This is a genomic window from Escherichia sp. MOD1-EC6475, from assembly GCF_003046645.1.
Classification (GTDB): domain Bacteria; phylum Pseudomonadota; class Gammaproteobacteria; order Enterobacterales; family Enterobacteriaceae; genus Escherichia; species Escherichia ruysiae.
Map to the genome: position 1 here is coordinate 35,221 of NZ_PZKQ01000013.1, position 22,778 is coordinate 57,998.

The 22,778-nt window shown below is 50.7% G+C and carries 20 protein-coding genes; 10 read left to right on the top strand and 10 right to left on the bottom strand.

The annotated features are described in order from the left end of the window. The first annotated feature begins 30 nt into the window (after positions 1-30). Together A7589_RS04560 and queC are read left to right on the top strand one after the other, a co-directional pair. The gene (locus A7589_RS04560) at positions 31-1,731 is read left to right on the top strand and encodes an SgrR family transcriptional regulator (RefSeq protein WP_105282605.1); all 1,701 of its coding nucleotides are present in this window, start codon (positions 31-33) and stop codon (positions 1,729-1,731) included. Between the two features lie 64 nt (positions 1,732-1,795). Further along, a complete protein-coding gene (gene queC, locus A7589_RS04565) occupies positions 1,796-2,491 on the top strand; it encodes a 7-cyano-7-deazaguanine synthase QueC (RefSeq protein ID WP_000817217.1) in 696 nt (231 codons plus the stop codon). Between the two features lie 51 nt (positions 2,492-2,542). Here queC and fadM read toward each other — a convergent pair whose 3' ends face one another. From fadM to bolA, 9 genes are all read right to left on the bottom strand, one after another. Then, positions 2,543-2,941: a long-chain acyl-CoA thioesterase FadM gene (gene fadM, locus A7589_RS04570; RefSeq protein ID WP_001194535.1), complete on the bottom strand. Its 399-nt coding sequence runs from the start codon at positions 2,939-2,941 to the stop codon at positions 2,543-2,545. A gap of 105 nt (positions 2,942-3,046) precedes the next feature. Then, positions 3,047-3,418: a helix-hairpin-helix domain-containing protein gene (locus tag A7589_RS04575; RefSeq protein WP_000680286.1), complete on the bottom strand. Its 372-nt coding sequence runs from the start codon at positions 3,416-3,418 to the stop codon at positions 3,047-3,049. 150 nt (positions 3,419-3,568) lie between these two features. Next, positions 3,569-5,440, bottom strand: coding sequence for a peptidylprolyl isomerase (ppiD, locus tag A7589_RS04580; protein WP_000969348.1), 1,872 nt, complete (start codon positions 5,438-5,440; stop codon positions 3,569-3,571). 191 nt (positions 5,441-5,631) lie between these two features. Continuing rightward, entirely contained in the window at positions 5,632-5,922 is a 291-nt protein-coding gene (hupB, locus tag A7589_RS04585) for a nucleoid-associated protein HU-beta (protein WP_254892905.1), read from the bottom strand. 190 nt (positions 5,923-6,112) lie between these two features. Then, entirely contained in the window at positions 6,113-8,467 is a 2,355-nt protein-coding gene (lon, locus tag A7589_RS04590) for an endopeptidase La (RefSeq protein WP_001295325.1), read from the bottom strand. 187 nt (positions 8,468-8,654) lie between these two features. Beyond that, the gene (gene clpX, locus A7589_RS04595; RefSeq protein WP_000130305.1) at positions 8,655-9,929 is read right to left on the bottom strand and encodes an ATP-dependent protease ATP-binding subunit ClpX; all 1,275 of its coding nucleotides are present in this window, start codon (positions 9,927-9,929) and stop codon (positions 8,655-8,657) included. Between the two features lie 125 nt (positions 9,930-10,054). Beyond that, a complete protein-coding gene (gene clpP / locus A7589_RS04600; RefSeq protein WP_000122253.1) occupies positions 10,055-10,678 on the bottom strand; it encodes an ATP-dependent Clp endopeptidase proteolytic subunit ClpP in 624 nt (207 codons plus the stop codon). A 245-nt stretch (positions 10,679-10,923) separates the two neighbouring features. Continuing rightward, on the bottom strand, positions 10,924-12,222 hold the full coding sequence (gene tig, locus A7589_RS04605) for a trigger factor (protein WP_108188742.1): 1,299 nt from the start codon (positions 12,220-12,222) through the stop codon (positions 10,924-10,926). Positions 12,223-12,563: 341 nt separating this feature from the next. Then, positions 12,564-12,881: a transcriptional regulator BolA gene (gene bolA, locus A7589_RS04615; protein ID WP_000973458.1), complete on the bottom strand. Its 318-nt coding sequence runs from the start codon at positions 12,879-12,881 to the stop codon at positions 12,564-12,566. A 304-nt stretch (positions 12,882-13,185) separates the two neighbouring features. Here bolA and A7589_RS04625 point away from each other — a divergent pair, with 304 nt between their 5' ends. The 8 genes from A7589_RS04625 (at position 13,186) to A7589_RS04665 (ending at position 22,052) form a co-directional block, all read left to right on the top strand. Continuing rightward, positions 13,186-13,764 (top strand): lipoprotein, encoded by a 579-nt coding sequence (locus tag A7589_RS04625; protein WP_000473501.1) that lies wholly within the window; start codon positions 13,186-13,188, stop codon positions 13,762-13,764. A gap of 43 nt (positions 13,765-13,807) precedes the next feature. Then, positions 13,808-15,283 carry a muropeptide MFS transporter AmpG gene (ampG, locus tag A7589_RS04630; RefSeq protein ID WP_000098461.1) on the top strand — a complete coding sequence of 492 codons (1,476 nt, stop codon included), beginning with the start codon at positions 13,808-13,810 and terminating at the stop codon, positions 15,281-15,283. Between the two features lie 458 nt (positions 15,284-15,741). Further along, positions 15,742-16,689 carry a cytochrome o ubiquinol oxidase subunit II gene (gene cyoA, locus A7589_RS04640; RefSeq protein ID WP_001239436.1) on the top strand — a complete coding sequence of 316 codons (948 nt, stop codon included), beginning with the start codon at positions 15,742-15,744 and terminating at the stop codon, positions 16,687-16,689. Between the two features lie 21 nt (positions 16,690-16,710). Beyond that, positions 16,711-18,702: a cytochrome o ubiquinol oxidase subunit I gene (gene cyoB / locus A7589_RS04645; RefSeq protein WP_000467154.1), complete on the top strand. Its 1,992-nt coding sequence runs from the start codon at positions 16,711-16,713 to the stop codon at positions 18,700-18,702. Continuing rightward, entirely contained in the window at positions 18,692-19,306 is a 615-nt protein-coding gene (locus A7589_RS04650; RefSeq protein ID WP_000179822.1) for a cytochrome o ubiquinol oxidase subunit III, read from the top strand. Before cyoB ends, A7589_RS04650 begins: the two co-directional genes overlap by 11 nt. Further along, complete coding sequence (locus tag A7589_RS04655; protein WP_000019801.1) at positions 19,306-19,635, top strand: cytochrome o ubiquinol oxidase subunit IV; 330 nt, start codon at positions 19,306-19,308, stop codon at positions 19,633-19,635. The genes A7589_RS04650 and A7589_RS04655 overlap by 1 nt, the downstream gene beginning before the upstream one ends. 11 nt (positions 19,636-19,646) lie before the next feature. Then, complete coding sequence (gene cyoE, locus A7589_RS04660) at positions 19,647-20,537, top strand: heme o synthase (RefSeq protein WP_000971333.1); 891 nt, start codon at positions 19,647-19,649, stop codon at positions 20,535-20,537. Positions 20,538-20,687: 150 nt separating this feature from the next. Next, positions 20,688-22,052, top strand: a complete 1,365-nt coding sequence (locus A7589_RS04665) for an MFS transporter (protein WP_001000995.1) — start codon at positions 20,688-20,690, stop codon at positions 22,050-22,052. Between the two features lie 138 nt (positions 22,053-22,190). Here the strand turns inward: A7589_RS04665 and yajQ are convergent, their stop codons facing one another. Continuing rightward, positions 22,191-22,682: a nucleotide binding protein YajQ gene (gene yajQ, locus A7589_RS04670; protein ID WP_001138897.1), complete on the bottom strand. Its 492-nt coding sequence runs from the start codon at positions 22,680-22,682 to the stop codon at positions 22,191-22,193. Positions 22,683-22,778: the final 96 nt, after the last annotated feature.

Sequence of the window (22,778 nt, forward strand, 5' to 3'; positions counted from 1 at the left end):
AATAGTTAAATAATATTGTTCCGGGTTTATATGCGACTGCTTAACCGTCTTAACCAGTATCAACGTCTGTGGCAACCTTCTGCCGGAGAGCCGCAATCCGTCACCGTCAGAGAACTGGCCGAACGCTGTTTTTGCAGCGAACGCCATGTGCGCACACTATTACGTCAGGCTCAGGAGTCGGGATGGCTGGAGTGGCAGGCGCAGTCAGGACGCGGAAAGCGCGGACACCTACGCTTTCTGGTCACGCCAGAATCGCTACGCAATGCGATGATGGAACAGGCACTGGAAACCGGAAAGCAGCAAGATGTGCTGGAGCTGGCGCAACTGGCCCCAGGTGAGCTGCGCACTCTGTTACAGCCGTTTATGGGTGGACAATGGCAAAACGATACACCCACGTTGCGTATTCCCTACTATCGCCCGCTCGAACCGCTACAACCGGGCTTTTTGCCCGGCCGTGCCGAGCAGCATCTCGCCGGACAGATATTTTCTGGTCTGACCCGATTCGACAATAATACCCAGCGCCCGATTGGCGATTTAGCACATCACTGGGAAATCTCTGCTGATGGGCTACGCTGGGATTTTTATCTTCGTTCAACGCTGCACTGGCATAACGGCGATGTGGTAAAAGCCTCACACTTACACCAGCGATTATTGATGCTGTTACAACTGCCAGCACTGGATCAATTATTTATTAGCGTGAAGCGTATTGAGGTCACCCATCCGCAGTGTCTGACCTTCTTTTTACATCGCCCCGATTACTGGCTTGCTCACCGGCTGGCGAGCTATTGCAGCCATCTGGCGCATCCGCAATTCCCACTGATCGGCACGGGTCCTTTTCGCTTAACACAATTCACAGCGGAACTGGTGCGCCTGGAAAGCCATGATTATTACCATTTACATCACCCACTGCTAAAAGCGGTTGAGTACTGGATAACCCCACCACTTTTTGAAAAAGATTTGGGAACCAGTTGTCAGCATCCAGTACAAATAACCATCGGTAAACCTGAAGAGTTGCCACGGGTCAGCCAGGTCAGTAGCGGCATCAGTTTAGGTTTTTGCTATTTAACGTTGCGCAAAAGTCCCCGACTGTCCCTCTGGCAGGCGCGAAAAGTGATCTCCATTATCCATCAATCCGGTTTACTACAAACGTTAGAAGTCGGAGAAAATCTGATCACTGCCAGTAATGCATTGCTGCCTGGCTGGGCTATTCCACAATGGGATGTACCGGATGAGGTCAAACTACCAGAAACATTAACGCTGGCTTATCACCTGCCAGTGGAACTTCATGCAATGGCAGAACAATTACGAACGACGCTGGCAGCAGAAGGTTGCGAATTAACGACTGTTTTTCATAACGCGAAAAACTGGGACGACACTACCCCACTGGCACAGGCAGATTTGATGATGGGCGACAGGTTAATTGGCGAAGCGCCGGAATATACCCTGGAGCAATGGCTGCGTTGCGATCCACTCTGGTCATATGTTTTCGACGCTCCAGCATATGCACATCTGCAATCGACACTGGATACCGTGCAGTTGATGGCTGATGAGGAAAAGCGGAATAACGCGCTGAAAACCGTGTTTAGCCAGTTAATGGAAGAAGCAACGCTGACGCCGCTGTTCAATTATCACTATCGCATTAGCGCCCCGCCTGGAGTAAATGGTGTGCGACTGACACCGCGCGGCTGGTTTGAATTTACCGAAGCCTGGCTTCCCGCGCCGTCGCAATGAAGCACTGGTCGGGGTTAACCGCAGGCGTTACCATAACGCTTTTATCGATTTAGCAGGATAATTTATGAAACGTGCCGTCGTTGTGTTTAGTGGAGGTCAGGATTCCACCACCTGTCTGGTACAGGCATTGCAGCAATATGATGAAGTCCATTGCGTGACGTTCGATTACGGTCAGCGCCATCGCGCTGAGATTGACGTGGCACACGAACTGGCATTGAAACTGGGTGCACGCGCGCATAAGGTGCTGGATGTGACGCTACTCAACGAGCTGGCGGTCAGCAGCCTGACGCGTGACAGCATTCCGGTGCCTGATTATGAACCTGAAGCCGATGGTATCCCGAATACGTTTGTCCCTGGGCGTAATATTTTGTTCCTGACGCTGGCGGCGATATATGCGTATCAGGTTAAAGCAGAAGCAGTGATCACCGGCGTCTGCGAAACAGATTTCTCCGGTTACCCGGATTGTCGCGATGAGTTTGTGAAAGCACTGAACCATGCCGTCAGTCTGGGCATGGCGAAAGATATTCGTTTTGAAACGCCGCTAATGTGGATTGATAAAGCGGAAACCTGGGCGCTGGCGGATTATTACGGCAAGCTGGATTTAGTACGTAACGAAACACTGACCTGCTATAACGGCATTAAAGGCGACGGTTGCGGTCATTGTGCAGCGTGTAATTTACGCGCCAACGGTTTGAATCATTATCTGGCTGATAAGCCGGCGGTGATGGCAGCGATGAAGCAGAAAACCGGATTGCAGTAATTATTCGGGGTCTCGCCGGATGCGGCTTGAGCATCCGGCACAACAAAATTTTTACTGAACCATCTGCTCCAGTTTTTCGCGCAGTTCCCCTTCCAGAGCTAATGCTTTCTGCGTTTTGAGATCGATACAAACAAACGTGATAAGCGCATCTGCCACCACCTGCCCTTCCGGCTCCAGAGTAATGACCTGACTTAAGATGCCGCTTTTACCGTTTAATTGCTGCAACTGACTGGTAATGGTTAACAGGTCGCTTAGTACCGCCGGGCGACGATAGTTAATATTGATATTGACCACGACGAAAGCGATGTTATGGGCGGTCATCCACTGAAAGCTGTCGCTATTTTCCAGCCCATCCCAGCGGGCTTCTTCGAGAAACTCAAGGTAGCGGGCGTTGTTAACGTGCTGGTAGACGTCGAGATGATATCCACGAACTTTGATTTGTGTTTGCATAGCGCAATAACCTTACGTTGTTGTTATAAGAACTGTTATAAGTACAGAGGTCATAACTGGTATGACCTCTTCAGTCTGGCAAAAAATTGCCACTATGCAAATTAATTACAGGGTTAATACCGCCAGATTACGTTCCACCAGCGAATTGCCCATTCCCGGCACCTGTTTTAGATCCTCCACCGTTTTAAACGGGCCGTACTCTTCGCGATAACTGACAATTGCCTGCGCTTTCTTCAGGCCAACGCCATTCATCGCGCGGGCTAACTCTTCCGCGCTGGCATTATTAATGCTGACCCTGGTGCCTTCTTCGTCACTGGCTTTTGCCGGTACTGCCGCTTTGCTTTGTGCTGCAGGAGCTTCCGCTTTGGTTTCTACCGCTGCCGGTTTCGCCGCAGGAGCTGCTGCCAGCGCACTATGAGACATTCCGGCACAGGCCAGGGACAGGGTAATGAACAATGCTTTAATTCCGTGTTTCATACTGTTTTCTCCTTGTTTGTTAACAGTGGAATCACCTTAACGGCAGTGAAAACAGTAAACAAATGGCAATGTTCAGAAATGGAAAAGGCCGCGAAAGCGACCTTTTCTTGTTACAGCTGCAAAGCATTTTTTTGCGAGGCGGCTTCCGGATTATTGCTGTTCCAGCGCATCGCCAATTTTGATTTTCGCCTCTTTACGCAGGTTACTCATCAGAGCTTCAAAGACGATTTGTGCGTTGTTCTGGGTGATACCCTGCACCATCGCTTTTTTCTGATCTTCCGGCATAGAACCTTGTTTCACTTCGTCCAGCGCCAGCAGAACGACATTGCCTTGCATATCGGTCGCCATACCGTAGCTCGGTTTGTCTTTCGCTGGCAGTGGCAGTGCAAACGCGGCCTGGCTAATCGGGTCACGACCGGAACGGCTTAAGGTTTTCGGCTCGCCAAATTTCAGACCGGCTGCCTGCATAGCTTCCGCACCTTTACCCGCTTTCAAATCAACCAGCAGTTTTTCAGCATCTACTTTCGCCTGTTGCTCAGCTTTGTTGTGCTGAACCAGCGCCTTAACCTGTTCCTGAACATCTGCCAGCGGTTTCACCGCATCCGGTTTGTGCTCACTGATGCGCAGTACGAATGCGCGGTCGCCGTCTACGGTGATGATGTCAGAGTTGATGCCCGGCGCGCCGTTTTCACCTACCAGACCGCCGTTAAAGATAGCGTCTGCCACCGGCTTGAAGTTTAACTCTTCCGGCAGGTTATCTTTGCTGAACCAGCCAGTCTGAGTGGCTTTAACGCCCGCAGCCTGCTCTGCACCAGCCAGAGATTCGGTGTCGTTGCTTGCCGCATCGCTCACTTTCTGCTGCAGCGCGTAGTACGCATCGAGGGCTTTTTCGTGTTTCACTTTCGCCGCAATGTCGTCACGTACTTCGTCTAACGATTTCACTTTCGCTGGCTGAATGTCGTCCAGACGTACAATCAGGAAACCAACCGAAGATTTTATGACACCAGACAGTTGGCCTTTTTCTTTCAGACCGGCATTTTTCAGTTCGTCCGGGATAGTGGCATCTTCTAACCAACCCATATCGCCGCCGTTACGGGCAGAGATAATATCGGCAGATTTTTCTTTTGCTAACGCAGCAAAATCACCGCCTTTATTCAGCTCCTCAAGTACTGCTTTCGCTTCATCTTCAGTTTTAGTCTGGATGATGCTGTAGCGGGTACGCTGTGGCTGGGTGAATTGATCCTGATGCTGATCGTAGTAGCTCTGGATATCCGCATCGCTAACCGGTTGCTGCATCGTTGCGGCATCCAGCTTGATGTAGCTCACGCGGAATTGTTCCGGAGTCATGAAATTGTTTTTGTTTTGCTCGTAGTAGCTGGCGATTTCTGGTTCGGTCACAGCTTGTTTAGCCGCCAGCGCGTTAACGTCGATAGTCGCTTCACGCACTACACGTTGTTGAGCGACCAGCGCAGCCAGTTCGTCGGTTTCACCTTTCAACATAAAGTCGGTGCCCGCAACGCCGTTAATCAGCTGCTGGGTAGTGAGCTGATTACGCAGCGCCTGCGCGTACTGATCGGCACTCATTCCCATTCGGTTAAGGATATCGTTGTAGCGGCTGTTATCGAACTTGCCGTCAACCTGAAACGCTGGGGTTGCGAAAATCGCCTGTTTAACCTGCTCATCGCTGATACCCAGTTTTAGTTCGCGAGCGTACTGATCCAGCAGCGCCTCGTCGATAAGACGATTCAGCACCTGTTGACGCAGGGTTTTCATATAGCCTTCGTTCGCCGCCAGCTCAGAGTATTGATCGCCCAACTGTTGCTGCATACGATTACGTTCGCTGTTGAAGGCGTTCTCGAACTGCCCACGGCTGATTTCCTGGTCATTCACTTTTGCGGCGTAGTTATTGCCTGCGCCAATCAGGTAACCACTCACGCCGGTCAATATGAACGACACGATAATGATACCGAAAATAATCTTGAGCACGAGACTGTTTGCAGCCGTGCGTAAGCTGTCCATCATGGTGTAACAACACTCCGCTGTAGATGACTGTGTACCTCACGCAACATATCGCTGCGCGCAAAGGCCTATTGTGACAAGAAACGGGGGCAATTGTCAGCCCACAATGCGCAGAAAGTCACGGAATACAAATAAAAAAGGCACATCAGTAGATGCGCCCTTGAACTTCGTCACATCCCCAATGGGGACAACACTTAGTTTACCGCGTCTTTCAGTGCTTTACCTGCACGGAAGCTCGGTACTTTAGCAGCAGCGATGGTGATCTCTTTACCGGTCTGCGGGTTGCGACCAGTACGGGCGGCACGCTCTTTAACGGCAAAAGTACCAAAACCTACCAGTGCTACATCATCCCCTTCTTTCAGGGATTCAGTTACGGAAGCAATAATAGCATCTAACGCACGGCCAGCCGCAGCTTTAGAGATATCAGCCCCTGCAGCAATCTTGTCAATCAATTGAGATTTATTCACTCTTCTCTTCCTCTTTATAATTTATCTCGCACTTGAATCCTTCAAGGTGCGAACGCGCAGCAGTTATATCAGGCCAGCCATCCCCTTACAACACCCCTTAATAAGGGCAAGCCTAATCCGCCCTCTAACTTAACGAGACAAAAAAAGGCTGGCAAGTCCGAATTGGCCCGCCAGCCCTTTTTTTATTAGTGCAATTTGCGCAAGGTCACTATTTTGCAGTCACAACCTGCATACCAGACGGTTCATTTTGCAGCGCCAGAGTCAGAACTTCCTCAATGCGCTTCACAGGATGAATGTCCAGATCGGCAATCACGTTGTCCGGAATCTCTTCCAGATCGCGTTTATTTTCGAACGGAATTAACACTGTTTTAATCCCGCCGCGATGCGCAGCCAGCAGTTTTTCTTTCAAACCACCGATTGGCAACACCTGACCACGCAGAGTAATCTCGCCAGTCATCGCCACATCGGCGCGAACCGGGTTACCGGTCAGGCAAGAAACCAGCGCAGTGCACATGGCAATACCGGCACTCGGACCATCTTTCGGCGTCGCACCTTCCGGTACGTGAACGTGGATGTCGCGTTTTTCGTAAAAATCAGGGTTGATCCCCAGTTTTTCCGCACGCGCACGAACCACCGTTAACGCCGCCTGAATGGACTCCTGCATTACTTCACCAAGCGATCCGGTATAGGTCAGTTTACCTTTGCCCGGGACGCACGCGGTTTCAATGGTCAGCAAGTCGCCGCCGACTTCCGTCCACGCCAGACCCGTTACCTGACCGACACGGTTTTCATTATCTGCGCGACCATAGTCGAAACGCTGAACACCGAGGTAGTCATGCAGGTTATCGCCGTTAATTTCGATATGTTTTAGAGACTTATCGAGCAGTAACTGCTTAACCGCTTTACGGCACAGTTTGGAGATTTCACGCTCCAGACCACGCACGCCCGCCTCACGGGTGTAGTAACGAATAATGCCGATAATGGCGCTATCGTCGACGGTCAACTCACCTTTTTTCAGCGCATTACGTTCAATCTGCTTCGGCAGCAGGTGACGTTTGGCGATGTTCAGTTTTTCATCTTCGGTATAACCAGAGAGGCGAATCACTTCCATACGATCCAGCAGCGGTGCCGGAATGTTCATGGAGTTCGACGTCGCGACAAACATCACGTCGCTGAGGTCGTAATCCACTTCCAGGTAGTGATCGCTGAACGCTACGTTCTGCTCTGGATCCAGCACTTCAAGCAGTGCGGAGGCCGGATCACCACGCATGTCAGAAGACATTTTGTCGATCTCATCGAGCAGGAATAGCGGGTTTTTCACGCCCACTTTCGCCATTTTCTGGATCAATTTACCCGGCATAGAACCGATGTAAGTACGGCGGTGACCACGGATTTCCGCTTCATCACGCACGCCGCCCAGCGCCATACGGACATATTTACGTCCGGTAGCTTTGGCGATGGACTGCCCCAGAGAAGTTTTACCTACCCCCGGCGGCCCAACCAGGCAAAGGATCGGCCCCTTGATTTTGTTTACACGGCTTTGAACCGCAAGATACTCAAGAATGCGATCTTTCACGCGCTCCAGACCATAATGGTCGGTATCAAGGATTTCCTGCGCCTGACGCAGGTCTTTTTTGACCTTGCTACGCGCATTCCACGGCACCTGCACCATCCAGTCGATATAGCCACGCACCACGGTCGCTTCTGCCGACATCGGAGACATCATTTTCAGCTTCTGCAGTTCTGCTTCCGCTTTCTCTTTTGCCTCTTTCGGCATTTTCGCCGCGTCGATTTTGCGCTTCAGGGCTTCGTTTTCGTCCGGCGCGTCGTCCATTTCGCCGAGTTCTTTCTGAATAGCTTTCATTTGCTCGTTCAGATAGTACTCACGCTGGGATTTCTCCATCTGCTTTTTAACGCGGTTGCGAATGCGTTTCTCAACCTGCAGCAGATCGATTTCCGATTCCATCATCGCCATCAGATATTCCAGACGTTCGTTAACGTCGGACATCTCAAGAACGGACTGTTTGTCAGCCAGTTTCAGCGGCATATGCGCGGCAATGGTATCCGCCAGGCGCGCCGGATCGTCAATGCTGTTCAGCGACGTCAGCACTTCTGGTGGGATTTTTTTGTTCAGCTTGATGTAGCCTTCGAACTGGCTGATTGCGGTACGCACCAGCACTTCCTGTTCCCGCTCATCAATGGTCGGCGACTCCAGATACTCCGCCTTCGCAGAAAAGTGTTCGCCATTGTCAGAGAGCGCAGAAATACGCGCGCGCTGTAACCCCTCGACCAGCACTTTGACGGTGCCGTCAGGCAGTTTCAGCATCTGCAATATAGAGGCCACGGTCCCGACGGTGAAAAGATCGTTTACACCCGGCTCATCCGTTGAGGCTTCTTTCTGCGCGACCAGCATAATTTTTTTATCATGGTCCATCGCCGCTTCCAGACAACGGATAGATTTTTCCCGCCCGACAAATAAGGGGATGACCATGTGCGGATAAACCACCACATCGCGCAGCGGCAATACGGGGATTTCAATGCGTTCAGAACGCTCAGGATTCATAGAGCTCTCTCTTAGTTTAATTTCCGCCAGGTAATCAGATGACACGACTGTGCTTCACGCCATCTATTAACATGTACGTCAGTATATGGGGATGTTTCCCCCACATTCAACGTCGAGAATAGAGGAAAAATTAAAGGGGAGATAAAATCCCCCCTTTTTGGTTAACTAATTGTATGGGAATGGTTAATTATTCACCAGATGCCTGCTGAGCTTCCGGCTTGCCATAAATCAGCAACGGTTTGCTTTGGCCATCAATTACCGACTCGTCGATAACCACTTTTTCGACATCTTCCATGGACGGCAGATCGTACATGGTATCGAGCAGCGCAGCTTCTACGATGGAACGCAGACCACGGGCACCGGTTTTACGCGCCATCGCTTTCTTAGCGATAGCATCCAGCGCCTCGTCACGGAATTCCAGATCCACGCCTTCCAGATTAAACAGCGCCTGATACTGCTTGGTCAGGGCGTTTTTCGGCTCTTTGAGGATCTGAATCAGGGCTTCTTCGCTCAGTTCATTCAGCGTTGCGACAACTGGCAGACGACCGATGAACTCAGGAATCAGACCAAACTTGATCAGATCTTCCGGTTCAACCTGCGCCAGCAGCTCGCCTTCGCTTGCTTTGTCGGATTTCGCTTTTACCGTCGCGCCAAAACCAATGCCGGAGCCGGTTTCTACACGATGGGAAATGACTTTATCCAGACCAGCGAACGCACCGCCACAGATAAACAGGATCTTAGAGGTATCTACCTGCAAGAATTCCTGCTGCGGGTGTTTACGCCCGCCCTGCGGTGGAACGGCGGCAACCGTACCTTCGATCAGTTTCAACAGTGCCTGCTGTACGCCTTCACCGGAAACGTCTCGGGTAATAGAAGGATTGTCCGACTTACGAGAAATTTTGTCGATTTCATCGATGTAGACAATCCCGCGCTGCGCTTTCTGTACGTCATAGTCGCACTTCTGCAACAGCTTCTGAATGATATTTTCAACGTCTTCGCCCACATAACCGGCTTCGGTCAGCGTGGTCGCGTCGGCCATGGTGAACGGAACGTCCAGCAGGCGCGCCAGCGTTTCTGCCAGCAGCGTTTTACCAGAACCGGTCGGACCGATCAGCAGAATGTTACTTTTGCCCAACTCGACACCATTGCTGGTATCGCCGTTGCGCAGACGTTTGTAGTGGTTGTATACCGCGACCGCCAGCACTTTTTTCGCCTGTTCCTGACCGATAACGTAATCGTCCAGGTGGTTGCGAATTTCATGCGGCGTCGGTAGCGCACTGCGTTCACGATGCGGTGCAACTTCTTTAATCTCTTCGCGAATGATGTCATTACATAAATCAACACATTCGTCGCAGATATACACGGATGGACCGGCAATCAGCTTGCGCACTTCATGCTGGCTTTTGCCGCAAAAAGAGCAATACAGCAATTTGCCTGAGCCATCTTTGCGTTTATCTGTCATGGGTCAAAACCTCTTCTTTGTTCTTTGTGCCGCACACGACGACGCAAATGCCATTCTCAGGCGCAAGCCGCTTACAGCGTTGTGCCGCTCTGAATAAGTATAGCGGCACAGTTGCGCCTCTGGCATCAATTACGATGGGTCAGAATCGAATCGACCAGACCGTATTCCACCGCTTCAGGGGCGGAAAGGAAGCGATCGCGCTCGGTATCACGTTCAATCTGTTCTAATGATTGACCCGTATGAAGCGCCATAAGTTCATTCATGCGCCCTTTAACTTTCAGAATTTCACGGGCATGAATTTCGATATCGGTCGCCTGGCCCTGATAGCCGCCCAACGGCTGGTGAATCATCACGCGCGAATTCGGCAGGCAGAAACGTTTACCTTTTGCCCCTGCGGTCAGCAAGAAAGCACCCATCGAGGCCGCCTGGCCCATACAGATGGTGCTGACATCAGGCTTGATAAACTGCATGGTGTCATAGATAGACATCCCGGCAGTGATCACCCCGCCTGGGGAGTTAATGTACAGATAGATATCTTTTTCTGGATTTTCTGCTTCCAGGAACAGCATCTGCGCCACAATCAGGTTAGCCATGTGGTCTTCAACCTGGCCAGTCAGAAAAATGACGCGTTCCTTAAGTAGACGAGAATAGATATCAAAAGAGCGCTCACCGCGTGAGGTCTGTTCAATGACCATCGGCACCAGCGCCATATGGGGTGCAAAGTTATCTCGTTCGCCGCTGTATGACATTTCCGTCTCCTGGATAAAATTGAAAAAACCTGCTGTACCGATTGTAACCTTATGGACGGATTATCAGCTAGTCCCTGTGTTATGGGTACGGCATCATCCTATTTCAAGCATAACAATCTTTTGTTGTTACGCTAACACCGAAAGAGGGTTTTCGCACGGTTCCATGCAAAATTCATGACAAAAAAAAGCCCACCACCTGGCGGTGACGGGCCTTTGTGCGAATTTAGCGCGTTATGCTGCTTAAATTACGCCTGCTGGTTCATCAGCTCGTTGAAAGTGGTTTCTTTTTCAGTCACTTTCGCTTTCGCCAGTACAGCTTCAACAGCCTGTTCTTCCAGAGCAACATTGCGCATGTTGTCCATCAGTTCTTTGTTTTTGCTGTAGAATTCGATAACTTCTTTCGGATCTTCGTACGCAGAAGCCATCTCTTCGATCAGGCCTTTCACGCGCTCTTCGTCAGCTTTCAGCTCGTTGGTGCGGATAACTTCACCCAGCAGCAGGCCAACAACTACGCGGCGTTTAGCCTGTTCTTCGAACAGTTCACGCGGCAGTTCCAGAGCTTGTTTCTCGTTGCCACCGAAACGCTGTGCAGCCTGACGACGCAGAACGTCGATTTCGCTGTCGATCAGCGCAGCCGGTACGTCGATGTCGTTAGCTTTTACCAGACCTTCGATCGCCTGAGACTTAACGCGGTTACGGATGGCGCTCTTCAGCTCGCGTTCCATGTTTTTACGCACTTCAGCGCGCAGACCTTCTACGGAACCATCTTCAACGCCGAAACGTTTGATGAATTCAGCAGTCAGTTCCGGCAGTTCACGCTCTTCAACTTTCTTCAGGTTGATAGCGAATTTCGCTGCTTTACCTTTCAGGTTTTCTGCGTGGTACTCTTCCGGGAAGGTTACGTCGATGGTGAATTCTTCGCCCGCTTTGTGGCCTTTAATACCGTCTTCAAAGCCCGGGATCATACGACCCTGGCCCATCGCCAGTACGAAATCAGACGCTTTACCGCCTTCGAACTCTTCGCCGTCTACAGAACCAGTGAAGTCGATGGTCACACGGTCTTCTGCTTCAACAGCACCGTCTTTTTCTTTCCAGGTCGCCTGCTGTTTACGCAGAGTATCTAACATGCCGTCAACGTCAGCGTCGGTCACTTCAACGATCGGTTTTTCAACTTCAATCGCTTCCAGACCCTGCAGTTCAACTTCCGGATAAACTTCAAACTCTACAGAGTAGGTGAAGTCTTCACCCAGCTTGTATTCGCCCGGAACGTAAGTCGGTGCGCCAGCCGGATTGATTTTTTCTTTAATGATGGCGTCAATGAAGTTACGGCTCATCAGGTCGCCCAGAACGTCCTGGCGTACAGACGCGCCATAACGCTGAGCAACGATATTCATTGGCACTTTGCCTTTGCGGAAGCCGTCAATACGTACTTTTTTCGCAATGTTGACCAGCTCGCTTTTAACAGCGGTCTCGATGCTGTCAGCAGCGATAGTAATCGTTACACGGCGGCCAAGGCCTTGAGTGGTTTCAACTGAAACTTGCATCTTGTTACCTCAAAAAATCACAGTGCTCGGTCAACTCTTACCCCGCAAGCACAGGTTGTTGGCTTCGCGGAACCGGGATGTTCTTATAATCAATCACATTCCCTGTTACCAGAATCATCCCGAAAGCATTCAAATAGGACGCGGCATTATAGCGGCATCACTTTTATGAGTCGAGAACGGTTATTGCGCGCTGCCGCGTATTTTTTCACAATTCCCAGGTAATTTTCGTCTGAATGCTGGGCAAAAAGCGCAAAATCCAGACAAAACAAAACGGCCCGCAGGCCGTTTTTCATAAAATCTTTAACAACATACTGGAAAAACGCTAACTGTTGCAAATGCGTTTAGGCAATGCTTCCTGCTCCACGACAGGGAGGAGAAGCAAAGATGGTATCCTGCAATCCTTCCCACTCTTTAATGGTATAAGTATGCAGAGCCAGCGCATGAACGGTAGTAGAGAGTTCCTCCGCTAAAGTACTGTAAATCATTCGATGACGATTCAGAAAACGTTCACCCATAAAACGATCGCTGACCAGCACAACTTTAAAATGGCTTTCAGAGCCGGCTGGGACATTGTGACGATAGCTTTCATCCACAACTTCGAGGAATACGGGTTGGAACGCCGTCCTTAATTTTTCTTCTATCCGCTCACGTATCATCATGAAATATCTCCTCCGACAACGCTGAGATGTCACCCATCCCTTTAAATACTAGCCGCTTTAACCGTTTCCATTACAGCTTAACAACAAATAATTAGCTTTCATCCTGTTTTTTCTGTCAAGCGTATGAAGTTTACTGATTTAAAGATTGATTCACCGGCTTCACATCGGTGTTTCTTTTACCCAAGGCGATTATTTCGTCAACATAATGAATTTACATGTCTTACCCACTTCCCCTCGTCGTTGGCGATGTTATGATGGCGGGAATCTTTACCAAACACGCTAAAAAGTCTCTGAGAGCCAGAACATGTTCAAAAAAATCCTCTTCCCGTTAGTTGCTCTGTTTATGCTTGCAGGGTGTGCAAAACCGCCAACAACCATTGAAGTTTCCCCGACGATGACGCTGCCACAGCAAGATCCAAGTCTGATGGGCGTCACCGTTAGCATTAATGGTGCCGATCAGCGTACCGATCAGGCGCTGGCAAAAGTCACCCGCGATAATCAAATCGTTACCCTGACCGCTTCCCGCGATCTGCGTTTCCTGCTGCAAGAAGTGCTGGAAAAACAGATGACCGCTCGCGGTTATATGGTTGGCCCGAATGGCCCGGTTAATCTGCAAATCATCGTTAGCCAACTGTATGCCGACGTGTCCCAGGGCAACGTGCGCTACAACATTGCTACCAAAGCAGATATCGCCATCATTGCCACCGCGCAGAATGGCAACAAAATGACTAAAAACTATCGTGCCAGCTACAACGTTGAAGGTGCGTTCCAGGCCTCCAACAAAAACATCGCTGATGCGGTTAACAGTGTGCTGACCGACACCATTGCTGATATGTCTCAGGACACCAGCATCCACGAATTTATCAAGCAGAACGCACGTTAATTTCTGCCCTCTGGCCCGGTGTAAATCGGGCCTGTAGACGCCCATGTCCAGTCAATATTTACGTATTTTCCAACAGCCACGTTCAGCTATTTTGCTGATCCTGGGTTTTGCTTCCGGGCTGCCGCTCGCCCTGACATCCGGCACGTTACAGGCGTGGATGACAGTCGAGAATATCGATCTTAAAACCATTGGTTTCTTCTCTCTGGTGGGCCAGGCTTACGTATTTAAATTTCTCTGGTCGCCGCTGATGGACCGCTATACCCCGCCGTTCCTCGGACGTCGACGCGGATGGCTGCTCGCTACGCAAGCGTTGCTGTTACTGGCGATTGCGGCGATGGGTTTTCTCGAACCAGGTACGCAACTTCGCTGGATGGCGGCACTGGCGGTGGTTATCGCTTTTTGCTCCGCTTCTCAGGATATTGTCTTTGATGCGTGGAAAACGGATGTACTTCCTGCGGAAGAACGCGGCGCAGGTGCAGCAATCAGCGTGTTGGGTTACCGTTTAGGGATGCTGGTTTCTGGTGGTTTAGCCTTATGGCTGGCAGATAAATGGCTGGGCTGGCAAGGCATGTACTGGTTGATGGCGGCTCTGCTGATCCCCTGCATTATCGCAACGTTGCTTGCGCCAGAACCAACCGACACCATTCCTGTACCCAAAACGCTGGAACAAGCCGTTGTAGCACCGTTGCGTGATTTCTTTGGTCGCAATAACGCATGGCTGATTCTGCTTTTAATCGTGCTGTATAAGCTGGGCGATGCTTTCGCCATGAGTCTGACTACCACCTTTTTGATTCGCGGCGTCGGGTTTGATGCCGGTGAAGTAGGCGTGGTTAACAAAACGCTCGGTCTGCTGGCGACCATCGTCGGCGCGTTGTACGGTGGTATTCTGATGCAGCGTCTTTCGCTGTTCCGTGCATTACTGATTTTCGGCCTTTTACAAGGTGCGTCCAACGCCGGTTACTGGCTGCTTTCGGTGACTGATAAGCATCTCTACAGCATGGGCGCAGCCGTCTTTTTCGAAAACCTATGTGGCGGGATGGGCACATCGGCATTTGTGGCGCTGTTAATGACGCTGTGTAATAAGTCATTCTCCGCTACTCAGTTTGCCCTGCTCTCGGCGCTTTCCGCTGTCGGACGGGTTTATGTCGGCCCCGTGGCGGGCTGGTTTGTTGAATCACACGGCTGGTCGACATTCTATCTTTTCTCCGTCGCCGCCGCCGTACCTGGGCTTATTTTACTGCTGGTTTGCCGCCAGACGCTTGAATATACACGGGTCAACGACAACTTTATCCTACGTACCGAATATCCGTCAGGTTATGCTTTTGCCATGTGGACACTGGCGGCGGGCGTCGGTCTGTTAAGCGTGTGGTTACTGCTGTTGACGCTGGACGCGCTGGATTTGACCCACTTCTCTTTCCTGCCAGCTCTGCTGGAAGTCGGCGTTTTAGTCGCCCTGGGCGGCGTCGTGCTTGGCGGTTTTCTGGATTATCTGGCGCTACGAAAAACGCATCTGACGTAATCTGTGAATATAATTTAGCTGTAGTAATCACACGACGTAATTATTACGGCTAAATAAGCATCAGCATCGCTTAATAATATTTGTTCTTTTGTGCGGCTTAGATTTCGGAAATTATTGACGTAATTTATATGTTTTATTTTTTTACACGATTCAGCTAATGACTCTTTATTTTTCCACGCCTGCTTTGTCACCTTCATGATAATTAATTGTTAAATAATTGTTTTATTTTAGATTGGTTATACCAATTACCATCCCCACCACCTTCTGCACTCCCCTTTCGTTATAACGCCCTTTTGCAACAGCTTCTTAAAATCAACCTGATATGTTTTGCAACATATGTGACCTGACAGCCAAATCCAAGTAACAGGAATTTAATCATGTTTACAGTAATGTAACCTTCCCGTAAAATGCCCACACACTTTAAACGCCACCAGATCCCGTGGAATTGAGGTCGTTAAATGAGACTCAGGAAATACAATAAAAGTTTGGGATGGTTGTCATTATTTGCAGGCACTGTATTGCTCAGTGGTTGTAATTCTGCGCTGTTAGATCCCAAAGGACAGATTGGTCTGGAGCAACGTTCACTGATACTGACGGCATTTGGCCTGATGTTGATTGTCGTTATTCCCGCAATCTTGATGGCTGTTGGTTTCGCCTGGAAGTACCGTGCGAGCAATAAAGATGCTAAGTACAGCCCGAACTGGTCACACTCCAATAAAGTGGAAGCTGTGGTCTGGACGGTGCCTATCTTAATCATCATCTTCCTTGCAGTACTGACCTGGAAAACCACTCACGCTCTTGAGCCTAGCAAGCCGCTGGCACACGACGAGAAGCCCATTACCATCGAAGTGGTTTCCATGGACTGGAAATGGTTCTTCATCTACCCGGAACAGGGCATTGCTACCGTGAATGAAATCGCTTTCCCGGCGAACACTCCGGTGTACTTCAAAGTGACCTCCAACTCCGTGATGAACTCCTTCTTTATTCCGCGTCTGGGTAGCCAGATTTATGCCATGGCCGGTATGCAGACTCGCCTGCATCTGATCGCCAACGAACCCGGTACTTATGACGGTATCTCTGCCAGCTACAGCGGCCCGGGCTTCTCAGGCATGAAGTTCAAAGCTATCGCAACGCCGGATCGTGCCGCATTCGACCAATGGGTCGCAAAAGCCAAACAGTCGCCGAACACCATGTCTGACATGGCTGCGTTCGAAAAACTGGCCGCGCCTAGCGAATACAACCAGGTGGAATATTTCTCCAACGTGAAACCAGATTTGTTTGCCGATGTGATTAACAAGTTTATGGCTCACGGTAAGAGCATGGACATGACCCAGCCAGAAGGTGAGCACAGCGCACACGAAGGTATGGAAGGCATGGACATGAGCCACGCGGAATCCGCCCATTAAAGGGGTTGAGGAAGAATAAAGATGTTCGGAAAATTATCACTTGATGCAGTCCCGTTCCATGAACCTATCGTCATGGTTACGATCGCTGCCATTATTTTGGGAGGTCTGGCGCTCGTTGGCCTGATCACTTACTTCGGTAAGTGGACCTACCTGTGGAAAGAGTGGCTGACCTCCGTCGACCATAAACGCCTTGGTATCATGTATATCATCGTGGCAATTGTGATGCTGCTGCGTGGTTTTGCTGACGCCATTATGATGCGTAGCCAGCAGGCCCTTGCCTCGGCGGGCGAAGCTGGCTTCCTGCCGCCTCACCACTACGATCAGATCTTCACCGCGCACGGCGTGATTATGATCTTCTTCGTGGCGATGCCTTTCGTTATCGGTCTGATGAACCTGGTGGTTCCGCTGCAGATCGGCGCGCGTGACGTTGCGTTCCCGTTCCTCAACAACTTAAGCTTCTGGTTTACCGTTGTTGGTGTGATTCTGGTTAACGTTTCTCTCGGCGTGGGCGAGTTTGCGCAGACCGGCTGGCTGGCCTATCCACCGCTATCGGGAATAGAGTACAGTCCAGGGGTCGGTGTCGATTACTGGATATGGAGTCTCCAGCTATCCGGTATTGGTACGACGCTAACCGGTATCAACTTCTTCGTTACCATTCTGAAGATGCGCGCACCGGGCATGACCATGTTCAAGATGCCAGTATTTACCTGGGCATCACTGTGCGCAAACATTCTGATTATTGCTTCCTTCCCAATTCTGACGGTTACCGTCGCGTTGTTGACCCTGGATCGCTATCTGGGCACCCATTTCTTTACTAACGATATGGGTGGCAACATGATGATGTACATCAACCTGATTTGGGCCTGGGGCCACCCGGAAGTTTACATCCTGATCCTGCCTGTTTTCGGTGTGTTCTCCGAAATTGCGGCAACCTTCTCGCGTAAACGTCTGTTTGGTTATACCTCGCTGGTATGGGCAACCGTCTGTATCACCGTGCTGTCGTTCATCGTCTGGCTGCACCACTTCTTTACGATGGGTGCGGGCGCGAACGTAAACGCCTTCTTTGGTATCACCACAATGATTATCGCCATCCCGACCGGGGTGAAGATCTTCAACTGGCTGTTCACCATGTATCAGGGCCGCATCGTATTCCATTCTGCGATGCTGTGGACTATCGGTTTTATCGTCACCTTCTCGGTGGGCGGTATGACTGGCGTGCTGCTGGCAGTACCGGGCGCGGACTTCGTTCTGCATAACAGCCTGTTCCTGATTGCGCACTTCCATAACGTTATCATCGGCGGCGTGGTCTTCGGCTGCTTCGCAGGGATGACCTACTGGTGGCCTAAAGCGTTCGGTTTCAAACTGAACGAAACCTGGGGTAAACGCGCGTTCTGGTTCTGGATCATCGGCTTCTTCGTTGCCTTTATGCCGCTGTATGCGCTGGGCTTTATGGGTATGACCCGTCGTTTGAGCCAGCAGATTGACCCGCAGTTCCACACTATGCTGATGATTGCAGCCAGCGGTGCGGTACTGATTGCGCTGGGTATTCTCTGCCTCGTGATTCAGATGTACGTTTCTATTCGCGACCGCGACCAGAACCGTGATCTGACTGGTGACCCGTGGGGTGGCCGTACGCTGGAGTGGGCAACCTCTTCCCCGCCTCCGTTCTATAACTTTGCCGTTGTGCCGCACGTTCACGAGCGTGATGCATTCTGGGAAATGAAAGAGAAAGGCGAAGCGTACAAAAAGCCTGACCACTATGAAGAAATTCATATGCCGAAAAACAGCGGCGCCGGTATCGTCATTGCGGCTTTCTCCACCATCTTCGGTTTCGCCATGATCTGGCATATCTGGTGGCTGGCGATTGTTGGCTTCGCAGGCATGATCATCACCTGGATCGTGAAAAGCTTCGACGAGGACGTGGATTACTACGTGCCGGTGGCAGAAATCGAAAAACTGGAAAACCAGCATTTCGATGAGATTACTAAGGCAGGGCTGAAAAATGGCAACTGATACTTTGACGCACGCGACTGCCCACGCGCACGAACACGGGCACCACGATGCAGGCGGAACCAAAATCTTCGGATTCTGGATCTACCTGATGAGCGACTGCATTCTGTTCTCCATCTTGTTTGCTACCTATGCCGTTCTGGTGAACGGCACCGCAGGCGGCCCGACAGGTAAGGACATTTTCGAACTGCCGTTCGTTCTGGTTGAAACCTTCTTGCTGTTGTTCAGCTCCATCACCTACGGCATGGCGGCTATCGCCATGTACAAAAACAACAAAAGCCAGGTTATCTCCTGGCTGGCGTTGACCTGGTTGTTTGGTGCCGGATTTATCGGGATGGAACTCTATGAATTCCATCACCTGATTGTTAACGACATGGGCCCGGATCGCAGCGGCTTCCTGTCAGCGTTCTTTGCGCTGGTCGGGACACACGGTCTGCACGTCACTTCCGGTCTTATCTGGATGGCGGTGCTGATGGTGCAAATCGCCCGTCGCGGCCTGACCAGCACTAACCGTACCCGCATCATGTGTCTGAGCCTGTTCTGGCACTTCCTGGATGTGGTGTGGATCTGTGTGTTCACTGTTGTTTATCTGATGGGGGCGATGTAATGAGTCATTCTAACGTGAGCGGCGGCGCATCCCATGGCAGCGTAAAAACCTATATGACAGGGTTTATCCTGTCGATCATTCTGACGGTGATTCCGTTCTGGATGGTGATGTCAGGTTCTGCCTCTCCGGCCGTAATTCTGGGAACAATCCTGGCAATGGCAGTGGTACAGGTTCTGGTGCATCTGGTGTGCTTCCTGCACATGAATACCAAATCAGATGAAGGCTGGAACATGACGGCGTTTGTCTTCACCGTGCTAATCATCGCTATCCTGGTTGTAGGCTCCATCTGGATCATGTGGAACCTTAACTACAACATGATGATGCACTAAGAGCGGCGGTTATGATGTTTAAGCAATACCTGCAAGTAACGAAACCAGGCATCATCTTTGGCAACCTGATCTCGGTGATTGGGGGATTTTTGCTGGCCTCGAAGGGCAGCATTGATTATCCCCTGTTTATCTACACGTTGGTTGGGGTGTCACTGGTTGTGGCGTCGGGTTGTGTGTTTAACAACTACATCGACAGGGATATCGACAGAAAGATGGAAAGGACGAAGAATCGGGTGCTGGTTAAAGGCCTGATCTCTCCTGCTGTCTCGCTGGTGTACGCCACCTTGCTGGGTATTGCTGGCTTTATGCTGCTGTGGTTTGGCGCGAATCCGCTGGCCTGCTGGCTGGGGGTGATGGGCTTTGTGGTTTATGTCGGCGTTTATAGCCTGTACATGAAACGCCACTCTGTCTACGGCACGTTGATTGGTTCTCTCTCCGGCGCAGCGCCGCCGGTGATTGGCTACTGTGCAGTGACAGGCGACTTCGATAGCGGCGCAGCAATCCTGCTGGCTATCTTCAGCCTGTGGCAAATGCCCCACTCTTATGCTATCGCCATTTTCCGCTTTAAGGATTATCAGGCGGCAAACATTCCGGTACTGCCGGTGGTGAAAGGCATTTCGGTAGCGAAGAATCACATCACGCTGTATATCATCGCCTTTGCTGTTGCCACGCTGATGCTCTCTCTTGGCGGTTACGCTGGATACAAATATCTGGTGGTCGCTGCGGCAGTCAGCGTCTGGTGGTTAGGTATGGCTCTGCGTGGTTATAAAGTTGCTGATGACCGAATCTGGGCGCGCAAGCTATTCGGCTTCTCTATCATCGCCATCACTGCCCTTTCGGTAATGATGTCCGTTGATTTTATGGTGCCGGACTCGCATACGCTGCTGGCTGCAGTTTGGTAACTGCGACTTCCCTGTTAAAAAAGGTGCTACGGCACCTTTTTTCTTAGCATTAGAAACATATCCCTCACGAAATATTTACTAAAAAATCCGCATGTTTACCCCATTCGTTTGCCGCTTTACACTAGTCGCGAATTTAAAACAGAGGTGGTAATGAACGATTATAAAATGACGCCAGGCGAGCGGCGCGCGACCTGGGGTTTAGGAACCGTATTTTCATTGCGTATGCTGGGCATGTTTATGGTTCTGCCGGTTCTGACCACGTACGGCATGGCTCTGCAAGGCGCCAGTGAAGCGTTGATCGGTATTGCGATTGGCATTTATGGTCTGACTCAGGCCGTTTTTCAGATTCCATTTGGCCTGCTTTCCGACCGCATAGGCCGTAAACCGCTTATCGTTGGCGGGTTAGCTGTGTTTGTCGCGGGTAGCGTGATTGCCGCGCTTTCCGACTCCATCTGGGGGATCATTCTGGGTCGGGCGTTACAAGGCTCCGGTGCGATTGCCGCCGCCGTTATGGCGCTGCTTTCCGATCTCACTCGTGAACAAAACCGCACCAAAGCGATGGCATTTATCGGTGTCAGTTTTGGCATTACCTTCGCCATTGCAATGGTGCTTGGCCCGATCATCACACACAAACTTGGGCTACACGCGCTCTTCTGGATGATCGCTATTCTGGCAACGACCGGCATTGCGTTGACCATTTGGGTTGTGCCTAACAGCCGCACGCACGTACTTAATCGTGAGTCCGGGATGGTGAAAGGCAGTTTCAGTAAAGTGCTGGCGGAACCACGCCTGCTGAAACTCAACTTCGGCATTATGTGTCTGCACATGTTGCTGATGTCGACGTTTGTTGCTCTACCTGGGCAACTGGCTAACGCGGGTTTTCCGGCGGCTGAACACTGGAAGGTCTATCTGGCGACGATGTTAATCGCCTTTGGCTCGGTTGTGCCTTTCATTATCTACGCCGAAGTTAAGCGCAAGATGAAGCAAGTTTTTGTCTTCTGCGTCGGGTTGATCGTGGTTGCGGAAATTGTGTTGTGGAACGCACAAACGCAGTTCTGGCAACTGGTGGTCGGCGTGCAGCTTTTCTTTGTGGCGTTTAATTTGATGGAAGCCCTTCTGCCTTCACTTATCAGTAAAGAGTCGCCAGCAGGTTACAAAGGCACGGCGATGGGCGTTTACTCCACCAGCCAGTTTCTTGGCGTGGCGATTGGCGGTTCGCTGGGCGGCTGGATTGACGGCATGTTTGACGGTCAGGGCGTATTTCTCGCTGGTGCAATGCTGGCTGCGGTGTGGCTGGCAGTCGCCAGTACCATGAAAGAACCGCCATATGTCAGCAGCTTACGCATTGAAATCCCGGCGGACATTGCCGCAAACGAGGCGTTAAAAGTGCGTTTGCTGGAAACTGAAGGCGTCAAAGAAGTGTTGATTGCAGAAGAAGAACATTCGGCTTACGTGAAAATCGACAGCAAAGTGACGAATCGCTTTGAGGTTGAACAGGCAATTCGCCAGGCATAAAAACGAGGCTAAATTGCCTGATGCGCTACGCTTACCAGGCCTACAAAGTTGCTGTAATCTTTTGAAATCACAAACTATTGCAGGCCAGATAAGGCGTTCACGCCGCATCCGGCATGAACAGAGCGCACGTTGTCGAGATTAATCGCGGAAGTTTTTGAACTGGAACGGCTGACCGAGATCGCCACCGCGAACCATCGCCATCACAGCCTGCAAATCGTCACGGGATTTGCCAGTTACGCGGATCTCATCGCCCTGAATTTGCGCCTGCACTTTCAGTTTGCTGTCTTTGATCATCTTGACGATTTTCTTCTGAGTCGCGCTCTCAATGCCCTGCTTCAGTTTCGCTTCCACAAACCAGGTTTTACCGCTATGAACGATATTTTCCGGCACATCCAGCGAACTGCCTTCAATGCCGCGTTTGAGCAGTTTGGCACGCAGAATATCCAGCAACTGATTGACCTGGAAATCGGACTCGCTCAGCACTTTGATAGTTTTGTTGGCGTCGTTCAGCTCAAACGACGCTTCAACGTTACGGAAGTCAAAACGAGACTCTACTTCGCGACTCGCGTTATCGACCGCGTTACGCGCTTCCTGAAGATCAACTTCAGAGACAATATCGAAAGATGGCATCTTTTTCTCTCCCTTCATTTTTGATGCGAAGCATAATACCTGCAAAGTTAAATAACAGACAGTCCTGCGCCAGGACGTATCCCTTAATTGTGCATG